The organism is Aeromonas sp. FDAARGOS 1411, from assembly GCF_019047125.1.
Taxonomy (GTDB): domain Bacteria; phylum Pseudomonadota; class Gammaproteobacteria; order Enterobacterales; family Aeromonadaceae; genus Aeromonas; species Aeromonas veronii.
Genome location: NZ_CP077214.1, coordinates 1,414,830 through 1,434,629 on the forward strand (window position 1 = coordinate 1,414,830; position 19,800 = coordinate 1,434,629).

The 19,800-nt window shown below is 57.5% G+C and carries 14 protein-coding genes; 6 read left to right on the forward strand and 8 right to left on the reverse strand.

Annotated features, from left to right (window positions below; all coding sequences use genetic code 11):
- Window positions 1–64: 64 nt before the first annotated feature.
- The 8 genes from pyrD to I6L41_RS06310 form a co-directional block, all read right to left on the reverse strand.
- The gene (gene pyrD / locus I6L41_RS06275) at window positions 65–1,075 is read right to left on the reverse strand and encodes a quinone-dependent dihydroorotate dehydrogenase (RefSeq protein WP_005336601.1); all 1,011 of its coding nucleotides are present in this window, start codon (window positions 1,073–1,075) and stop codon (window positions 65–67) included.
- 77 nt (window positions 1,076–1,152) lie between these two features.
- Window positions 1,153–5,991, reverse strand: a complete 4,839-nt coding sequence (locus tag I6L41_RS06280) for an NAD-glutamate dehydrogenase (protein WP_216962756.1) — start codon at window positions 5,989–5,991, stop codon at window positions 1,153–1,155.
- Window positions 5,992–6,269: 278 nt separating this feature from the next.
- Window positions 6,270–6,491, reverse strand: coding sequence for a DUF2835 domain-containing protein (locus I6L41_RS06285; RefSeq protein ID WP_033136823.1), 222 nt, complete (start codon window positions 6,489–6,491; stop codon window positions 6,270–6,272).
- A 70-nt stretch (window positions 6,492–6,561) separates the two neighbouring features.
- On the reverse strand, window positions 6,562–9,186 hold the full coding sequence (gene pepN, locus I6L41_RS06290) for an aminopeptidase N (RefSeq protein ID WP_216962758.1): 2,625 nt from the start codon (window positions 9,184–9,186) through the stop codon (window positions 6,562–6,564).
- A gap of 143 nt (window positions 9,187–9,329) precedes the next feature.
- On the reverse strand, window positions 9,330–11,345 hold the full coding sequence (gene prc, locus I6L41_RS06295; RefSeq protein ID WP_216962760.1) for a carboxy terminal-processing peptidase: 2,016 nt from the start codon (window positions 11,343–11,345) through the stop codon (window positions 9,330–9,332).
- 8 nt (window positions 11,346–11,353) lie between these two features.
- Entirely contained in the window at window positions 11,354–11,992 is a 639-nt protein-coding gene (gene proQ / locus I6L41_RS06300; protein ID WP_005351923.1) for an RNA chaperone ProQ, read from the reverse strand.
- 102 nt (window positions 11,993–12,094) lie between these two features.
- Window positions 12,095–12,553 (reverse strand): GAF domain-containing protein, encoded by a 459-nt coding sequence (locus I6L41_RS06305; RefSeq protein ID WP_216950799.1) that lies wholly within the window; start codon window positions 12,551–12,553, stop codon window positions 12,095–12,097.
- 93 nt (window positions 12,554–12,646) lie between these two features.
- Window positions 12,647–13,108 (reverse strand): hypothetical protein, encoded by a 462-nt coding sequence (locus I6L41_RS06310; protein WP_103252245.1) that lies wholly within the window; start codon window positions 13,106–13,108, stop codon window positions 12,647–12,649.
- A gap of 281 nt (window positions 13,109–13,389) precedes the next feature.
- Here I6L41_RS06310 and ccoN point away from each other — a divergent pair, with 281 nt between their 5' ends.
- From ccoN to I6L41_RS06340, 6 genes are all read left to right on the forward strand, one after another.
- Entirely contained in the window at window positions 13,390–14,814 is a 1,425-nt protein-coding gene (ccoN, locus tag I6L41_RS06315; protein WP_005336616.1) for a cytochrome-c oxidase, cbb3-type subunit I, read from the forward strand.
- 16 nt (window positions 14,815–14,830) lie between these two features.
- The gene (gene ccoO, locus I6L41_RS06320; RefSeq protein ID WP_005336618.1) at window positions 14,831–15,445 is read left to right on the forward strand and encodes a cytochrome-c oxidase, cbb3-type subunit II; all 615 of its coding nucleotides are present in this window, start codon (window positions 14,831–14,833) and stop codon (window positions 15,443–15,445) included.
- Window positions 15,446–15,455: 10 nt separating this feature from the next.
- On the forward strand, window positions 15,456–15,635 hold the full coding sequence (locus I6L41_RS06325) for a CcoQ/FixQ family Cbb3-type cytochrome c oxidase assembly chaperone (protein WP_005336620.1): 180 nt from the start codon (window positions 15,456–15,458) through the stop codon (window positions 15,633–15,635).
- A complete protein-coding gene (ccoP, locus tag I6L41_RS06330) occupies window positions 15,635–16,618 on the forward strand; it encodes a cytochrome-c oxidase, cbb3-type subunit III (RefSeq protein ID WP_019446377.1) in 984 nt (327 codons plus the stop codon). The genes I6L41_RS06325 and ccoP overlap by 1 nt, the downstream gene beginning before the upstream one ends.
- A 140-nt stretch (window positions 16,619–16,758) precedes the next feature.
- A complete protein-coding gene (locus I6L41_RS06335; RefSeq protein WP_216963858.1) occupies window positions 16,759–17,259 on the forward strand; it encodes a FixH family protein in 501 nt (166 codons plus the stop codon).
- 86 nt (window positions 17,260–17,345) lie between these two features.
- On the forward strand, window positions 17,346–19,730 hold the full coding sequence (locus I6L41_RS06340; protein WP_216962762.1) for a heavy metal translocating P-type ATPase: 2,385 nt from the start codon (window positions 17,346–17,348) through the stop codon (window positions 19,728–19,730).
- The last annotated feature ends 70 nt before the right edge of the window (window positions 19,731–19,800 follow it).

The window sequence follows — 19,800 nt, forward strand, 5'->3', positions numbered from 1 at the left end:
AGTTGACTTTATTCCATATGCAGGAAATCAGCAACGTCAAATAAAGGGCTCCGCCATCTATTTCTTAAATATTGGTCACAATCTCTTTGACCAACCCCGGCCCTTTATAAATAAAGCCGCTATAAATTTGTACCAGACTGGCACCGGCGGCCAATTTTTCACGAGCGGCCATGGCACTATCAATACCACCCACACCGATAATTGGCAGAGCACCATTGAGCGCCTTGGCCAGATGACGGATCACCTCGGTACTCTTGTGCTGCAGCGGACGACCACTCAGGCCACCCGCTTCACCGGCGTGGGGCATGTCATAAATCATCTCGCGCTCGAGGGTGGTATTGGTGGCGATAACCCCATCAATACCATTCCGTACCAGCGAAGCAGCCACCTGATCTATTTCTTCAAGGCTTAAATCCGGGGCAATTTTAACCGCCAGCGGCACATACTTTTTATATTGAGCGGCCAGCTCTTGCTGCCGCACCTTGAGGGCGGCCAGCAATTCATCCAGCGCCTCGCCATATTGCAGCGAACGCAAACCCGGGGTGTTGGGGGAAGAGATATTGACGGCAATATAACCGGCATGATCATAAACCTTGTCCATGCAGATCAGGTAATCATCCTTGCCCTGTTCGATGGGAGTGTCTTTGTTCTTGCCGATATTAATGCCGATGACTCCCTGATATTTGGCCTCTTTTACCTTGGCCACCAGATGATCCACCCCCTTGTTGTTGAATCCCATCCGGTTGATGATCCCCTCTGCCGGAATAACCCGGAACAGGCGCGGCTTGTCATTGCCGCTTTGGGGTCTGGGGGTGACGGTACCGACTTCGATAAAACCAAATCCCATGGCGCCCAGCGCGTCAATGCACTCACCATCTTTATCCAGACCGGCCGCCAATCCCACCGGATTGGCAAAAGAAAGCCCCATGACAGTGACGGGGCGTTTCGGCAAATTCTGGCGGAAGAAACAATCGAGTGGCGTACCGAGAAGGCGGGGCAAATATTTCATGGAGAGATCGTGAGCCTGTTCCGGATTGAGTTTGAACAGGAAATGCCTGGCGATGGGGTACAACATCTTTGCTCCTTAAAGAAAGCCCCGGCAACTGGCCGGGGCTTTGGGTGTAATGTCGGTGTCATGCCTTAATCTGGCAATTAAAGTGCCCGACAATTCAACTGGAGCAGGTTCAACTCTCGCAAGGCCACCGAGAACTTGGCGAACTCGTGAGTACTGGTGGTCTTGAAGTCGGCCAACATGTGGGTCCAACGGGACAAGAGTTGCTCATGCTCCGAAATCCAGTCGGCCAGTATGGTAGCGCATTCTCCCTGATCTTTGCACCCTTCCAGTACCACAGAAGTGAGACTGCGTTGCTGCCAGTCAAGATCTTCGCGGAAGGAGGCTCGCGCCATCGCCTGCCAGTGGTTGCCGACCGGCTGATGGTTGATCTGGTCGAGGAACCAGTGCAGATCCAGTTTGGCTCCGAGGCGATAGTAGACATTGGCGGCGCGCAGGATATCGGTCTTGTGCTCCGCGGCAATCTGCGCCAGATCCAGGCTGGAGAAGAGGCTGCTCATATGGGCGACCTGACGGGCAATGGCCTCCGGCACCTGTTTCTCCATCCACTTGGCAACAGCCTGACGATGCTCGGCTACTTCGCTCTCATCCATTACCTCGTAAAGGTGCTTCCCTAAGGTCTCGAACGCCGGACGGAAGAAGGCGATGTTCTCGCTGATGCTCCAGCTGCGATTGCGGGCGCGCAGGAACCAGCGGGTGGCGCGGCGCACAATGCGGCGGCTGTAGAACATCAGCTCGAGCTGAGTCTGGGCATCCACCAGGTTGTCGCACCCTTCGATATCACGCCACAGCTGGTTCATACCAAACACTTCGCGGGCCATGGCAAAGCAGCAGGCCACTTCGGCGACCGAGGCACCGGTCTCGTCCTTCATCCGGCTGGCGAAGTTGAGCCCCATGTCATTGACCAACATGTTGGCCACACGGGTAGCGATGATCTCGCCGCGTAGCGGGTGATCGGCCAGCTGGGCACCAAACTGCTGCTGTACTTTGGCCGGGAAGCTGGTGACCAGCATGTTGGCGAGGAAGGGCTCGTCGGTCACTTCCGGGCAGTTGAGCTGCTCTTTCAGCACCATCTTGCCGTAAGCCACCAGCACCGCCAGTTCGGGGCGGGTCAGTCCCTGCCCTGCCGCCATCCGCTCGGAAAGCTCCTCATCGGATGGCAGGAACTCGAGCGTACGATCGAGCTTGCCTTCCCGCTCCAGCCCCTGAATAAAGCGCTGCTGCTCTTTAAGTTGTTCAGAACCGCGGAAGCTGGTGACCGAGATGGACTGGGACTGGCGATAGGCGTTGGTGATCACGATCTGCGCCACGTCGTCGGTCATCTCGTAGAGCATCTGGTTACGTTGCTTGAGGGTCAGATCCCCTGCCGTCACCAATTGGTTGAGCAGAATCTTGATGTTCACCTCGTTGTCGGAGCAATCCACCCCGCCCACGTTGTCGGTAAAATCGGTATTGATGCGACCGCCCTGACTGGCGTACTCCACCCGGCCGAGCTGGGTAAAGCCGAGGTTGCCCCCTTCTCCTACGATACGGGCCCGCAGATCGCGACCATTGACTCGCAGTGCGTCATTGCTGCGATCGCCCACTTCCCCATCGCTCTCGCGAGCGCTCTTCACGTAGGTGCCGATGCCGCCGTTCCACAGCAGATCGACATTGAGGCAAAGCAGCGCCTTGATCAGCTCGTTCGGGGCCATGCTGGCCTTGTCGGTACCGAGCAGGGTCTGGATCTCAGGGCTCAGCTTGATGGACTTGGCCGAGCGCAAGAAGATGCCGCCCCCTTGTGATATCAGCTCGCGGTTGTAGTCATCCCAGCTGGAGCCCGGCAGATCGAACAGGCGCTGGCGCTCGACAAAACTCTTGGCCGCATCCGGAGTGGGGTCGACGAAGATGTGCATGTGGTTGAACGCGCCCACCAGCCGGGTGTGCTCGGAGAGCAACATGCCGTTGCCGAACACGTCGCCGGCCATGTCCCCAATCCCCACGCAAGTGAAGTCGGTGGTCTGGCAGTTGACGCCAATTTCACGAAAATGCCGCTTGACCGACTCCCAGGCACCACGGGCGGTGATGCCCATCTTCTTGTGGTCGTAACCGACCGAGCCGCCGGAGGCGAACGCATCGCCGAGCCAGTGGCCGTATTCGAGGCTTATTTCGTTGGCGATATCGGAGAAGGTCGCCGTGCCCTTGTCGGCGGCGACCACCAGGTAGTAGTCATCCTCATCGTGGCGTACCACGGATTTGGGCGGGATCACCTCGCCGCCGATGATGTTGTCTGTCACATCGAGCAGGCCGCGAATAAACAGGCGATAACAGGCCTTGCCCTCCTCCTGGATGATGGCACGGGGCGCCCCCACCGGCATCTGTTTGCAGTAGAAGCCGCCCTTGGCCCCCACCGGCACAATGACGGTGTTCTTCACCTGCTGGGCTTTCACCAGACCCAGTACTTCGGTGCGGAAGTCCTCCTTGCGATCGGACCAGCGCAGGCCGCCACGGGCAACCTTGCCCCAGCGCAGATGCACCCCTTCCACCCGTGGCGAATAGACGAAGATCTCGAATTTCGGCAGCGGCAGCGGCATGTCGGTAATGCTGGAGGGGGCCAGTTTGAAGGAGATGTAGGGCTTGATGTTGCCCGCCTTGTCCAGCTGGTAGTAGTTGGTGCGCAGGGTGGCATCGATCATCTCCACATAGCGGCGAATGATGCGATCGTCGTCCAGGTTGGCCACCTGATCCAGCTTGGTGGCAAGCTCCTCGTGCAACTTGGCTTCTGCTTTGGCATCCTGCTTGCCGGCCGGGTCCAGGCGCTGCTCGAACAGGGTAAACAGCAGTTGGGCGATATCAGGGTAACGGGTCAGGGTCTCTTCGATATAGGACTGGCTGAAGGAGACGCCAGTCTGGCGCATGTATTTGGCATAGGCGCGCAGCACCGAGACCTGACGGCCGGTGAGACCCGCCCCCAATACCAGCCGGTTGAAGCCATCATCTTCCAGCTGCTTGTTCCAGATGGCGGCAAACGCCTGCTGGAAGCGCTGCTGACTCTGGGCCAGATCAAAGGGCTGCTCGCCATGCAGCAGCATGGAGAAGTCGAGGATCCAGAACAGATCACCGCCCGGAGTGCGTACCTGATACGGGGTCTCGCCGATCACCCGCAGCCCCATGTTCTCCAGCATCGGCAGCACATCGGAGAGGTGAATGGGCTCGGTGCGATGGAACAGCTTGAGCCGTACCCGACGGTCATTCTCCTCCTCCTGCGCGCGGTAGAACAGCATGCCCAGCGGCTCGGCTTCGCTCAGGTTATCGAGCGCCATGATATCGGCCACGGCCGAGCCAGGCAGCACATCTTCTTTGTAAGCGCGAGGGAATGCAGTGCTGAAACGGCGGCGCAACTCGTTACCACGGGCCTCGCCATAATGGGAAAGCAGCACGGAGTCGAGTCTGTCGTCCCAGCTGCGGGCCGCTTCAATCAGGTTGTTCTGTACTTCGTTCACATCCACATCCACGTTGTTGTTGTTGACCCGCACTATGTAGTGGGTCCGCGCCAGCACGCCTTCGGTGAAGTAGACGTTGAACTCCACCTCTTCATTGCTGCCAAAATATTTCTGCAAAATTTGCTGGGTCTTGATACGCAGCGCTGTGTTGTAGCGTTCCTTGGTGACATAGACCATGCAAGAGAAGAAACGACCATAGACATCCCGGCGCACGAATAGCCGCAGCATGTCACGCTCCTGCATCTCCAGCACCCCAAGACCGGTGGCCAACAGCTCCTCTTCACGAGCCTGGATCAGTTCGTCACGGGGATAGGTTTCCAATACATTGAGCAGCGCCTTGTAGGCGTGGGAGCCCTTCTCGTGACCGGAGGCGGCCATGATGCGCTCGAGACGATGGCTGATGAGCGGGATCTGGGTCGCGCTGGTGTTGTAGATGGAAGATGCATAGAGGCCGATGAAGCGATCTTCCCCGATCACCTTGCCATGCTCGTCGAAGCGCTTGATGCCGATGTAATCCACATAAGCCGGACGGTGCACCCGGGACTTGCTGTTGGATTTGGTGAGGATCAGCAGGTCAGAACTCAGAGCAGCGTGACGGGCGCTGGCCGGCATGTTGCCAAGGCGCTGACCCACCTCCTTGATGGAGTTCTTCATCAGCCCCAGGCTGGAGCTCGCCTGCGGCAGGATCTCGTGATCCCCCTCCACCGCCTTGACGTCGTAACGGCGATAGCCCATCAGGGTAAAGTTGTGGGCAGCCACCCATTTGAGGAAAGCAACGCAGGAGGCCACCTCCTCCTTGCTGACCGGGTGCTTGCGCTTGGGCAGTTCGTCGATGATCTCATTGAGCTTGGCCAGCATGGGCTGCCAGTCGCCGACTGCCAGCGCCACTTCACCAGCCACCGAGTTGAGCTCGGCAGCCAGCGCGGCCATCTGCTCCTCGCTGGTGAGGTGATCGATCTCGATAAGGAAGGCCGTTTCAACCGAGGTCTGCCCGTCGGTGTTGTCGAGCTCCAGAATGGCATCAATCTTTCCATCCTCACCACGAATGAGGTGCAGCGGTTGGTGCAGCATCATGTGGGCGGTGATATTGAGTCGCTTGAGCGCCATCCGGATGGAGTCCACCAGGAAGGGCGAGTCCTGCAGGATCACCTCGACGATGGTATGGGGCGATTGCCAGCCGTGACGTGTCAGCTCGGGATTGTAGACCCGGATGTAGGGATCGGTACCGCTGCGCTGATTGAGGGCATTCCACAGGCTCAGGGCCGCGCCATAGAGATCGCTGTCATTGCGATCGTGCAGGTCGGAGCTCGCCATGTTGCCGTAGAACTTGGCAACGAAGCGCTCGACCAGAGAGGCACTGTTTTTGGGCAACTTCTGATGGATCAGACTGAGAACGTTTTCGAGCAGAACTGAGGTAGGGGCGTCTTTCAATGCCATTTTTATATTCCTTATCGGACGACATTAACCACCGACGCAGAGGCAACCACCCTGGTTACCCGCTGGTGCAGAGTTGTTGCGAAGTGTAATGGCTTGGATAAGGGAAGGCGAGGAAAGGTGCTAACGAGATGTTAAAAACAAGGTGCAGATCACGGCTTAAACTGTGAGAAATTTTGCAAATAACCAAAAATACAGAAATTCCCACTACCTTTGTGCCAGTTTACCGGATAGATAGTGACGCAAAGCAGATAAACAGTCGGTAATCTGTTCGATTTTTGTTAATTTATGCGTTCGAGGCTGATAAAGCGGTAATCGTCCTGGGTTTTGAGCCGAAAATAGCCATGCACACCATTGATGGCGACAAAGGGGCGTATTTTTTCTATGCCAAGTTCCAGGGTCAATCCCTGTTCGCTGCGCACCACCAGCCGTCTGGCATGGCCCTGATACATCAGCATCACCTCGTCACTGCTCAATGAGAGCCGAAAAGTAAATTGCTTCACACTTGCTCCTGAACACACGACAAATCACACAATAGGGGCAGGCGCATTCACGCCCCTGCCCCGTTGACACTTACTGCTGCAGCGCCTTGCTGACCTTCTCGAACAGATCCCGTGCCAGCCCCTCAAGGTTGGCAAGGCGGGTCAGCTCGGCACGGATCAGCGCCTTGCGCCCCTCATCGAGTCGCTTGAACTGAATAAGCGGGGTGATAAGGCGGGAGGCGACCTGCGGATTGACCTCGTTGAGCTCGATCAAGAGATCGGTCAGGAAGCGGTAACCGCGGCCATCCACCGCATGGAACTGCACCTGATTGCTCATGGCGAAGCTGCCGATCAGCGCCCGCAGCCGGTTCGGGTTGCGAATGCTGAAGGTTGGGTGATTCATCGCCTGCTTCACTTCGCTAAGCACATCGGCAGCCGGTTTACTGCCGATCAGCCGCAGCCAGTTGTCCAGCACCAGCCCATCCTTGGCCCACTTGCCTTCAAAATCGGCCAGCAGTTCAGCGCGACAAGGTAGCAGATACATGTTGGCCACCTGCAGTGCCGCCAGGGTGTCGGTCATATTGTCGGCAGCCCCATACTGCTGACGTACCAGCATATCGGCGCTACCAACATCGAGGGCGGCCAGATAGCCGAGTACCACCCCCTTGAGCGCACGCTTGGCCATATCCTCATGCGCCACCTGATAGTGTTGCAGCAGCAGGCTGTCATACAGGGGGAGCAGTCGCTCGCCAAAGGTTTGTGCCAGCGAGGTGGTGATCTCGTTGCGCACCTGATGAATGGCATCGATATCAGCCACCTCGAACAACTCGGCCAGGGTTGCTTCACCTGGCAGCGCCAGGATCTCCGCTTTGAGGGCCGGATCCAGCTGCTCATCCTCCAGAATGGCAACAAAGGCGGCCAGCAGGGTGCGGGATAGTTCAACCCCCTGCCCGTGCTGTACTCGCGCCACCCCGTCGATGACCGCTTTGTTGATCAGCATCTGGGCCGCATCCCAGCGGGCAAACTCGTTGCGGGCAAAGCGCATCAGGAAGGCCAGCCCTTCGTCGCTGTAGTCATAGTGCAGCTTGACTGGCGCGGAGAAGTCCCGCAGCAGGGAGGGAACCGGCTTGACCGGCACCCGATCGAATTCGAAAGTCTGCTCCGCTTCCAGCACATCGAGCACGTTGCCGATGGCCTTTCCCTGATACTGCAAAGCAATGACGGCTCCTTGCTCGTCATAGAGCTCGATATCGAGGGGAATGTGCAGCGGCAGCTTCTGGGGTTGATCCTGAGTCGGTGGAGTATGTTGGCTTACATGGAGTCGATAGATACCGCTGGTAACATCATACTCGTCGGTCACGGTCAGCTCGGGGGTGCCGGACTGGCTGTACCAGCGGCGGAAACGGCCGAGATCCACACCGGACGCATCCTCCATCGCTTGCACGAAATCATCACAAGTAGCGGCTGAGCCGTCGTGACGCTCGAAGTAGAGACGCATACCGGCCTGGAAGGCATCTTCCCCCAGCAGGGTGTGCATCATGCGGATCACTTCCGACCCTTTCTCATAGACGGTCAGGGTGTAGAAGTTGTTCATCTCGATCACCACATCCGGACGGATGGGGTGCGCCATGGGACCGGCATCTTCCGCAAACTGCGGGCCGCGGACGGTACGCACGTTGTTGATGCGGTTGACGCCACGGGAGCCCAGATCGGAGGAGAACTCCTGATCCCGGAACACTGTCAGCCCCTCTTTCAGGCTGAGCTGGAACCAGTCACGACAGGTGACGCGGTTGCCGGTCCAGTTGTGGAAATATTCGTGACCGATCACCCGTTCGATACCGTGGTAGTCGCTGTCGGTAGCGGTGGCCGGATTGGCCAGCACGAACTTGGAGTTGAAGATGTTAAGTCCCTTGTTCTCCATGGCACCCATGTTGAAGAAGTCCACTGCGACGATCATGTAAATGTCGAGATCATACTCGAGGCCAAAACGCTGCTCGTCCCAACGCATGGAGTTGATGAGGCTCTCCATGGCAAAACCGGCGCGATCCAGGTTGCCCTTGTCGACGAAGATCTCGAGGGCCACCTTGCGGCCGCTCTTGGTGGTGTAGTGGCTGCGCTCCACATCGAAATCACCGGCCACCAGCGCAAACAGGTAGCTGGGTTTGGGGAAAGGATCCTGCCACTGTACGAAATGACGGCCGCCATCCAGATCACCGCTATCGACCTTGTTGCCGTTGGAGAGCAGGAAGGGGAACTGAGCTTTGTCGGCGGTAATGCGGGTGCTGTAACGCGCCAGAATGTCGGGGCGGTCCAGATAATAGGTTATGCGGCGAAAGCCTTCCGCTTCACACTGGGTGCAGTAGGCATCGCCTGACTTGTAAAGCCCTTCCAGCGCGGTGTTGGCGGCCGGATCCAGCAGGGTGACAATGGTCAGCACACATTCGGCAGGCAGGTTGAACAGGGTCAGACTGCTCTCGCCTTGCTCGTAGTGGTCACAGGGAATGCCATCAATGGCAACGCGCTTGAGGGTCAGCTGCTCACCATCGAGGACGAGCGGCGCATTGTGCTCGCCGTTGCGACGAATGCGGGTGATGGCGGTGACCTGGGTCAGCGGCTCCTGCAGTTGGAAATCGAGGTCGATGGTGTCGATCCAGTAGAGCGGCGCCTGATAATCCTGGCGATATTTGGCCGTCATGGCCTGGGAGTGATCGGTCATTATTGTCTGCTTCCACGCTTGTTAAAGGCGAGAAAGAGGCTGTCACAACCAACTGGCGGGGTCAAACAATTTGCATTACGTCAGATACGCCAGACAAAAAGAAAGGGCGACCGCAGTCGCCCTTGTGCATTGGAGGTGCCTTGTCAGCTGCGTTTGCTGACCATGGCCAGATCTGCCGTGATATTGGCCGCTTCAATGAGATACTCATCGGGCGCTTCAAAATCAGCGGGCAGTTCATCCAGACTCTTCACCGCCGGCTTGCCAAGCCGTGCCAGACGCTCGTTGGTACGTTTGAGCGCTTTCTCATCCTGTTTCGCCTGCTCTGCAACACGCTCCGCCTCATTGAGGGAGACCGACTTCTTGTCTTTCTCCTCCTTGTAGTCGGCGATGTCCTGCATCACATAGGCAAACTCGGGATCCTTGGCGATCCGGGCATCGTGCGCCGCCTGCAACTTGGGCAGTACGCTGGCGAAGTTGCCGAGTTTCTCGTAGCTGGCGGAGGCAATCTTGTCCCACGGCAACGCATTGAACTCACGGCTTTCGCCCGTCTCTTCCGGAGCAACCGGTGTCGGGAAGCTGATATCCGGCGCAACGCCCTTGTTCTGGGTGCTGCCACCGTCGATCCGGTAGAACTTGGCGATGGTGTACTGCACGTGACCGAGCGGCTGCTCGTAGAAGTCATAGACCTTGGCGAGGCTGCGATGCTGCTGCACCGTCCCCTTACCGAACGAGTTTTCACCCAGGATCAGGGCACGGCCATAATCCTGCATGGCCGCAGCGAAGATCTCGGAAGCCGAGGCACTGTAGCGGTCGATCATCACCGACATGGGCCCACCGTAGTAGACGTTGCCATCGTCATCGCCATTGACCGTGATACGGCCCATATGATCACGAATTTGCACCACGGGACCGCTGGCAAAGAAGAGACCGCTCAGGGCGGAGGCTTCGGTCAAGGCGCCGCCGCCGTTACCGCGCAGATCAATGATCAAGCCATCGATCTTCTTCTTGTTCAGGCTGGAGAGCTCCTTGATCACGTCATCGTGCAGATTGACGTAGAAACTCGGGATCTCGATGACCCCAATCTTCTTGCCTTCGGCGTTAATCACCTTGGACTTGGCAGCACGGTCTTCAAGGCGCACCTTGTCGCGGGTCAGCTCGATCTGCTCGGTCTTGGCGGTTGCGCCCTTGCCGCGCTGGATCTCCAGCTTGACCTTGCTCCCCTTGGGCCCCTTGATGAGCTCGACCACGTCATCAAGACGCCAGCCGATCACATCGACAATCTTGCCATCTTCCTGCCCTACCCCGGTGATCTTGTCATCGGGTTTGAGGTGGTTGGATTTGGCTGCCGGGCCACCAGGCACCAGAGAACGGATGACGGTAAAGTCATCTTCCGCCTGCAACACGGCACCGATCCCCTCCAGCGAGAGGTTCATCTCGGTGTTGAAACGATCGGCACTTCGCGGTGAGAGGTAACTGGTGTGCGGTTCGATGGCGCGAGCGAAGGAGTTCATGAAGAGCTGGAAGACATCCTCACTCTCGGTCTGGGACATCCGCTTGATGGCGTTGTTGTAACGCTTGCCAAGCAGCTCCTTGATCTCGGGCCACTCCTTGCCGCTGAGCTTGAGGCTCAGGGCATCGAACTTGACCCGCTGACGCCACAGCTCGTTGAGCTCTGCTTCATCTTTGGGCCAAGCCGCCCCTTCCCGATCAAACACATAGTTGTCGGTCTGGGTAAAATCGAAAGGAGTATCAAGCAGTTTGAGGGCGTATTCGAACCGCTCATAACGCCGCTGCTGACTCAGGTTGAACATCTCGTAGGCGGGAGCCAGACGGCCTCTTTCGAGGTCGGTGTCAAAACCGTTACGGTACTTTTCAAAACGGCTGATATCAGAGGCCAAAAACAGGTTGCGGCTGTAGTCCAGATTCTCCAGATATTTATCGAAAATCACGGAGGAAAAGGCATCGTCCAGCTTGAACTGTTTGTAGTGCGAGCGGGTAAACAGATTGGTAATTCGCTTGCTGGCCGTAGCATGTTGGCTCTCTTGAGCCAACACAGGCAAATCACTCTCCTTGAGCACCGGCTCGATGGCCTGTGCAAGCCCGGCAAGCGCCAGGCTACAGGCAACGAGGGAAAAACGAATTACGCCATGCTTCAACATTTGTCTCCTTAGAGAACCAAGTGCTCTGATTTGACCCGCACCATCATGCCGGTCTGCAGTTGGACCTGTACATCGTCCTTGGTTACTTCCTTGATGGTTGCCGGAACCGGGAATTTACCCATAACGACGCGCACATCCTGGCCCACTTTCAGCGTAGCGGCATCCACTTTAACCAGCGGAGCGTCAGCGACCGGTGCCTTGGCGGCAGCTTTCGGCTTGGCAGCTACATCAGCTTTCTCGGTTTTGCGCACAGCAGGACGACGGGGCTTCTTGGCCTTCTCATCCTTCTCTTTGGTATTGGTACGACGGCTGGCGAATACGCGCTCTTTGCTCTCTTTCAGAGCTTGCTTGGCGTGCTCGATGTGCTCTTCGGTCAGCAGCTCGCCCGGGTTGCCATCCAGATCAACGCGAGCCTGGCCAGCTTTGAGACCGTGCAGGTAGCGCCAGCTGGAGGTGTATTGACGCAGTGCGGAACGCAGCATGGTCTTGGAGACTCTGGCATCGTCAGCAAGACGCTCGGCCAAATCCTGGAAGATGCCAATCTTGAGCGGCTTGGCCTCTCCTTCAGCAACGAAGCAGGCCGGGAATTTCTCGACCAGGTAGGCAACGATCTCTTTACTGTTCTTCAGCTTCTCAGTGTTTTCCATGTATAACCTTGGCTTTCATATAAACGCACGGGCACGTCCCGAGCACAACAAAGGCCCCATTATAGAGAGCTTGGGGCCTTTTGCGAACCATCTAGCAATGACTTAGAGCATGCTTTCCAAAATTTGCACCGTTTCTTCGAGGCCAATCCGGTCTTGCTGGTCGAAACGGTTAAAAATCGGACTGTCGATATCGAGTACCCCGATGATCTCGCCACCACGGCGCACCGGGATCACGATTTCCGAGTTGCTCGCGCCATCACAAGCGATGTGACCGTCGAACTGGTGGACATCGTCAATAAGCTGGGTTTTCCCCTCTGCCACTGCCGTACCACACACCCCGCGGCCGACCGGGATCCGCACGCAGGCCGGTTTGCCCTGAAATGGCCCCAATACTAGGGTCTCGCCCTGCAACAGATAAAAACCGACCCAGTTGATCTTCTCCAGCTCCTGATTCAACAGTGCGGAGAGGTTGGCCAGATTGGCAATAAGATCGGTTTCCCCCTCCAGCAGCGCCTTGGCCTGCTGGTTGAGGGTGCGATAAAACGGTTGTTTTTCAATCATGATTAAATGAACTTCACTCCCTGATGGTTTGGGGAAGGTAACGCCTGGCCGGGAAATTTCAAATATTTTTTCCACTCCCCACCTCTTGCGCCGTTATTCCCGGGCAACGGAAAGCGCCAATTGCTGGCGTTGACCATTACTCCACTCGATATTTAACAACCAGATCATGACGGGTGATGTACAGCTCCCCACCTGGGTTACCCCCTGCCACTGTCCGTCTATTTGTTCAAAGCTCACCGGAATGGTGCCCATAAACATATCTTTGCCTTCGAGTGTCGCTTTCACCGGCTTGATGGCCGGATCGCCGCCGCTAATAGCGATGGCAAAGTCATGTTCGGCGCGCAGCGGTAATTCCTTGATGGCGACCGTCAGCGGCTTGTCACCAATCAGCGCGCTGCAAGGGGTGTGGGAAAGATCACAAATTTGATCTTTTTTCTGGTCAGCAGAGACGCTGTTATCGGCCGAAAACCAGGTGCGATAGGCCATCAGCGCCAATAACAGCGCCAATACCAGTACGAGGTGCAAAACTTTACGTGCGGTAAGTCTCTCTTTCATCAAAAACAGCCCGATTAAGATGCAATTAAAATAGTTTTTTGTGATCTCGAACAAGGTAAAAAACTGCCATATCGAGACCGGACGGAGCCAAATATATCACTGTTTATACTGTTATTTTACCTGTCACTTCAGTATCATTCCCATGCAGTTTTCATTTAGCCATCTTTTGCTTTTCCTTTCGTTAACAGATGTTAACAACTGGTCGGCGGTGGCTGATGAAGCCAGTCCGGTCCTCCGGATACAAAACCAAACAACAGCAGCATCGGAAGCGGAATATAACGATGAGCCATACAACTAACCATCCTGAGTACAACTACACCGTTGTTCGCCAGTTTACCGTCATGACGATTGTCTGGGGAATTGTCGGCATGTCGGTTGGCGTACTGATCGCAGCCCAGTTGATCTGGCCTGCCCTCAACTTCGAGACCCCGTGGCTGACTTACAGTCGTCTGCGGCCCCTCCATACCAACGCAGTGATCTTCGCCTTCGGCGTCAGTGCACTGATGGCCACCTCGTTTTACGTGGTGCAGCGCACCTGCCAAACCAGACTGTTTGGTGGCCCGCTGGCAACCTTCGTCTTCTGGGGCTGGCAAGCAATCATCCTCTCTGCCGCCATCTCTCTGCCGCTGGGTTACACCTCCGCCAAAGAGTATGCCGAGCTGGAGTGGCCGATTGATATCGCCATCACTGTGGTGTGGGTCGCCTATGCCATCGTCTTCTTCGGCACCCTGATGAAGCGCACCACCTCCCACATCTATGTGGCGAACTGGTTCTTCGGCGCCTTCATCATCACCGTTGCGGTGCTGCACATCGTCAACAACATGGAAGTGCCGCTCTCCGGCATGAAGTCCTACTCCATGTACTCCGGCGCCATGGACGCCATGGTGCAGTGGTGGTATGGCCACAACGCGGTAGGCTTCCTGCTGACCGCTGGCTTCCTCGGGATGATGTACTACTTCGTGCCCAAGCAGGCCGGTCGTCCGGTTTACTCCTATCGCCTCTCCATCGTCCACTTCTGGGCGCTGATCTCCCTCTATATCTGGGCCGGTCCGCACCACCTGCACTACACCGCACTGCCTGACTGGGCTCAGTCGCTGGGCATGGTGATGTCCCTGATCCTGTTCGTACCTTCCTGGGGCGGCATGATCAACGGCATCATGACCCTCTCCGGTGCCTGGCACAAACTGCGTTATGACCCCATCCTGCGCTTCTTGATCGTCTCTCTCTCTTTCTACGGCATGTCGACCTTCGAAGGCCCGATGATGGCGATCAAAACCGTCAACGCCCTCTCCCACTACACCGACTGGACCGTCGGTCACGTTCACTCCGGTGCGCTGGGCTGGGTTGCCATGGTCTCCATCGGTGCCGTCTATCACCTGATCCCGAACCTGTTCGGCCAGGGCCGGATGTACAGCGTCAAGCTGATCAACGTTCACTTCTGGCTGGCGACCGTGGGCACCGTGCTCTACATCGTTGCCATGTGGATTTCCGGCGTGATGCAGGGCCTGATGTGGCGTGCAGTCAACGAAGACGGCACCCTGACCTACAGCTTCGTTGAAGCGTTGCAGGCATCCTATCCCTTCTATTTCGTGCGCTTCTTGGGTGGCTGCTTCTTCGTCACCGGCATGTTGCTGATGGCTTACAACGCCTATCGCACCATCACTGCGCCCAAAGGTTCTCTGGAACCTGTCGCCCAGCCAGCATGAATGAAGAGGTCAACCCATGAGCAACAATAACCGTCACGAAATATTTGAAAAAAGCGTTCCCATGCTGGTGGTCGGCATCATCTTCGCCATCAGTCTGGGGGGCCTGGTTGAAATCACTCCGCTGTTCTTCCAAAAGCAAACCACCGAGCCGGTGGAGGGCCTCAAGCCCTACACCGCTCTGCAGATGGAAGGACGCGACATCTTCATCCGCGAAGGCTGCACCAACTGCCACAGCCAGATGATCCGTCCGTTCCGTGCCGAGACCGAGCGTTACGGTCACTACTCGGTCGCTGGCGAGAGCGTCTGGGAGCACCCCTTCCTGTGGGGCTCCAAGCGTACTGGTCCGGATCTGGCCCGTGTTGGTGGCCGCTACTCCGACGAATGGCACAAGGTTCACCTGATCAACCCGCGCGATGTGGTACCGGAATCCAACATGCCCGCCTACCCCTGGCTTGATACCAATGTGCTGACCGGTGAGATGACGGCCAAGAAGCTGGCGCTGTTCCGCGATCACTTCGGTGTGCCCTATACCGACGCCGATATTCAGGGTGCTGGCGAAGCCGTCAAGGGCAAAACCGAGCTGGATGCGCTGGTGGCCTATCTGCAATCACTGGGTCATGCCCTGAAATAAGGAGGCGAAAATGGACTACGGCACATTTCGCGGTCTGTATACCCTGCTGTTGATGGCCATCATGATTGGCATCATCGTCTGGGCCTACAGCAAACGCCGCAAGACCTCTTTCGACGAGGCTGCCAATCTGGTTTTTGCCGATGATGAGCAACCCGGTGCTGATAAAAAGAACGCAGGAGCGAAACAATAATGAGCACTCTGTTTAGCATTTTTGTGACTGTCATCAGTCTGGGAACCATCCTCGGCTGCTTCTTGCTGCTGATGTGGTGCCGCAAGGACAAGATGGGTGTTGAAGAAGGCAAATCGATGGGTCACTCCTTCGATGGCATCGAGGAGATCAACAACCCGCTGCCGAAGTGGTGGACTTACATGTTCCTCTTCTTCATCGTCACCGGTCTGGTCTATCTGATCGCCTTCCCGGGACTTGGCAACTTCAAAGGCCTGCTGGGCTGGCAAAGTTCCAACCAGGACGTGCGCTCGCTGGCAGAGTCCAAGGCTGCAACCGAATCGGCCAAGGCTGAAGGTCGCGCGGTGGAGTATGACCGCGAGGTCGCCAAGGCTGACGAGATCTACGGCGCCAAGTTCCGTGAACTCACCTATGAAGCGGATGGCAAAACCTATCGTGCCATCACCGAGATCGCCAAGGATCCGGAAGCACTGAAAGTGGGTCAGCGTCTGTTCCTGCAGAACTGCTCCCAGTGCCACGGCTCTGACGCCCGAGGTGGTCGCGGTTTCCCGAACCTGACCGACAGCGAATGGCAATGGGGCGGCCAGCCTGATCAAATAAAGACCACCATCATGGGCGGTCGTCAGGGGATCATGGCTGCTTGGGGTGAAATCCTCGGCAAAGATGGCGTTCAGGAAGTGGCCTCCTATGTGCTAAGCCTCTCCGGTCGCAAGGTCGACTTGGTCGAAGCGAAGAAAGGTGAAGCACGCTTCGCTATCTGCGCTGCCTGCCACGGGGCCGATGCCAAGGGCGGTGTTGCCGTCGGTGCGCCAGATCTGACCAACAACACCTGGCTCTATGGTGGCTCCCGCGAAGTGGTGGTACAAACCATCACCCACGGTCGTCACGGCGTGATGCCAGCCTGGAAAGACATTCTGGGTGAGGACAAGGTTCACCTGCTGGCCTCCTACGTTTACAGCCTGTCTCATCAACAGTCTGCCAAATAAGGTTCGCCCGTAACGTTGTAACATGTGATAAACACGTGATTACACAGCAAAAAGCCTCGACTCCTCGAGGCTTTTTGTTATCTTGTGTTGCGTAAAAACCATCTTCCACGTTAATCATTCGTTTCATGGCAGTAGCAATCATGACCCAACCTCTATCTAAACCGTGGTATCGCCAATTCTGGCCCTGGTTTATCATCGCCCTCCCCACTGCCGCCGTGGTCGGCAGCATCGCCACCGCCATCATCGCCAGCAAGGATGGGGTCAATCTGGTGGCCGAGGACTATTACAAACAAGGGAAAGAGATCAATCAGGACTTGAGCAAGTTTGACCGCTCCGAAGCGCTCAATATCCGCTTTGGGCTGGAGGTTGACGGCAACGAGCTGACCCTCAAACCCATCAGCGGTGACATTCCTGCCGGGCAAGCTCTCTATCTCTCATTGTTCCACCCGACCTTGGCCGGTCAGGACAGCGAACACATGATCACCGCCGATGCGAGCGGCACCTATCGCCTCCATTTCGACAAGCCGCTGGTCGGCAAGTGGCACATTCGGGTCGATGCCTTTGATCACGAGTGGCGATTGCAAGAGACCGTCCAGCTGCCCACCCTGGCCCCTATCGAACTCGACCCGAAAGGACGCTAAGCCATGACCGGCTGTTCTCACTGTGGCGAGCCGGTGCTCGCCAGTGCCCCTGCTGCTTGCATTCTGCATTCAGGGGGGCATAACGCATGACCCCCTGCTTTCACTGTGGCGAGCCGGTACCCGCCAATAGTGGCTATTCCCTCGAGATAAAGGGGATTATTCGCCCCATGTGCTGCCCCGGTTGTCAGGCGGTGGCGGAAACCATCATGGAGTGCGGCCTCGCCAGTTACTACGATCACCGCACCGCTCCCGGCACCAAGGGGGATCTGGTGCCCGAGGAGCTGGCCGCCCTCACCCACTACGATCTGGCAGAAGTGCAACAGGATTTTGTCACCGACAGCGGTACCCTTCGCGAAATCCAGCTGACAGTTGAGGGCTTGACCTGCGCCGCCTGTGCCTGGCTGATCGAACGCCACCTGATGACCCTTGGCGGCCTGCGCTACATCAACGTCAACACCACCACCCACCGGGCCCGCATCAAGTGGGATCCGGAGCTGCTCTCCCTGAGTGATATCCTTAAGGGATTCGCCCAGATCGGCTATCGTGCCTACCCGTTCCAGACCCATCAACAGGAGGCGCTTTACGCCAAAGAGGTGCGCAGCTATATGTTCCGGCTGGCACTGGCAGGGCTGGGCTCAATGCAGGTGATGATGTGCGCCGTGGCCCTCTACATGGATCTCTTCATCAGCGTTGAAGATGAGTTCATGGTCTACTTCAAGTGGATAAGCCTGTTGCTCTCCACCCCCATCATGATCTATTCAGCCCAACCCTTTTACGTGGGTGCCTGGCGCAGCCTGAAACAGGGCCACCTGTCGATGGATGTGTCGGTGTCACTGGCGCTGATCGGGGCTTTTATCGCCTCCATGTGGGCCACCGTGTTCAATACCGGTGAGGTCTATTACGACTCCATCACCATGTTCGTCTTCTTCCTGCTGCTGGGGCGCTTTCTCGAGTTGCGGGCCCGGCGCAAGGCGTCGGAGTCGAGCTCCAACCTGGCGCGACTGGTGCCCATCATGGCGACCCGCATCGATGAGGAAGGGGAACATGAGGTAGCGGCCAAGACCTTGCAGGTCGGCGATCGGGTACGTGTGCTGGCTGGCGCCACCTTGCCGGCGGATGGCATCATTGTCGAAGGGCAAGCCAGCCTCAACGAATCCATGCTGACCGGTGAACAGCTGCCCCTGCTCAAACAGCACGGTGATCAGGTCTATGCCGGCACCATCAACACGGATGCCCCGCTGCAGATCCGGGTCAGCCACCGTATTGAAGAGTCGCGGATCGCCCAGATCATGCGGCTGCAGGATCACGCCCTCGATGATAAACCGGCCATCGCCCAGATGGCGGATCAGCTGTCGCGCCACTTTATTCTGGTGTTGCTGATCATTGCCGCCGCGGTTTGGACTTTCTGGCACTTCCATCAACCGGATCAGGCGTTCTGGGTCACCCTCGCCGTGCTGGTTGCCACTTGCCCCTGTGCCCTGTCGCTGGCCACTCCGACGGCGCTAACCTCGGCCACCGCCAATCTGACCCGCAACGGCATTCTGCTGCGCCGTGGTCATGTGCTGGACGTGCTGACCAAGGCAAACCGGATCGTGATGGACAAGACTGGCACCCTGACCACCGGTGAGATCAGTCTGACAGGCACCACCACCTTGGCAGAGATGGACGAGACGCACTGCCTCGCCATCGCCCGGGCCATGGAGGCGCAATCCGAACACCCCATTGCGCGCGCCTTCCGGCTGCCCGCCGACAGTATCAGTGTGCTGCCATCCGCCCGCGAGATCACCCCTGTCATCGGTCACGGCATCACGGCGCTGGTGGATGGCGTACGTTACCGCATCGGCAGTGCCCGCTGGCTTGGGCTGGATCCGGCGCAAGAACGCGGCCGCGGTCTGGCTATCTATCTGGCCGACGAGCAGCAGGTCTTGGCCCGCTTCAATCTGGAAGATACCCTGCGCCCCGATGCCAGGGCGCTGATCGCGGCATTCAAGACGGCAGGTCTGCAAACTACCGTGCTGACTGGCGACAGCTCTTTTCAGGCAGACGAGATTGCCCGCGAGCTGGGCGTGGATGAGCTGGTCAAGGGGGTCTCACCCGATGGCAAGCTGACCTACCTCAAGGCCCGGGAAGCCCAGGGGGATATCAGCATCATGGTGGGCGATGGCATCAACGACGCCCCGGTACTGGCCGGGGCGCACGCCTCGTTCGCCATGGCTGGTGGCACCGATCTGGCGAAAAACAGCGCCGATGCCATCCTGCTGGCCGATGACCTGAGCCGCCTGCTCGAGGCCAGAGTGCTGGCAATGCGTACCCGCAAGATCATCATCGAGAACTTCGCCTGGTCCATCGGTTACAACCTGCTGGTGCTGCCGTTGGCGGCCTGCGGCTGGCTGCCCCCCTATCTGGCGGCGGCGGGCATGTCGTTCAGCTCACTCATCGTGGTAACCAACTCCATGCGCCTCAACCGATGAGGTCGGTGGCGGAAAATAGCTGAAAATGTGGCCTGCCTCCGATGCAGGCCACATTTCTCACTGATAGCGG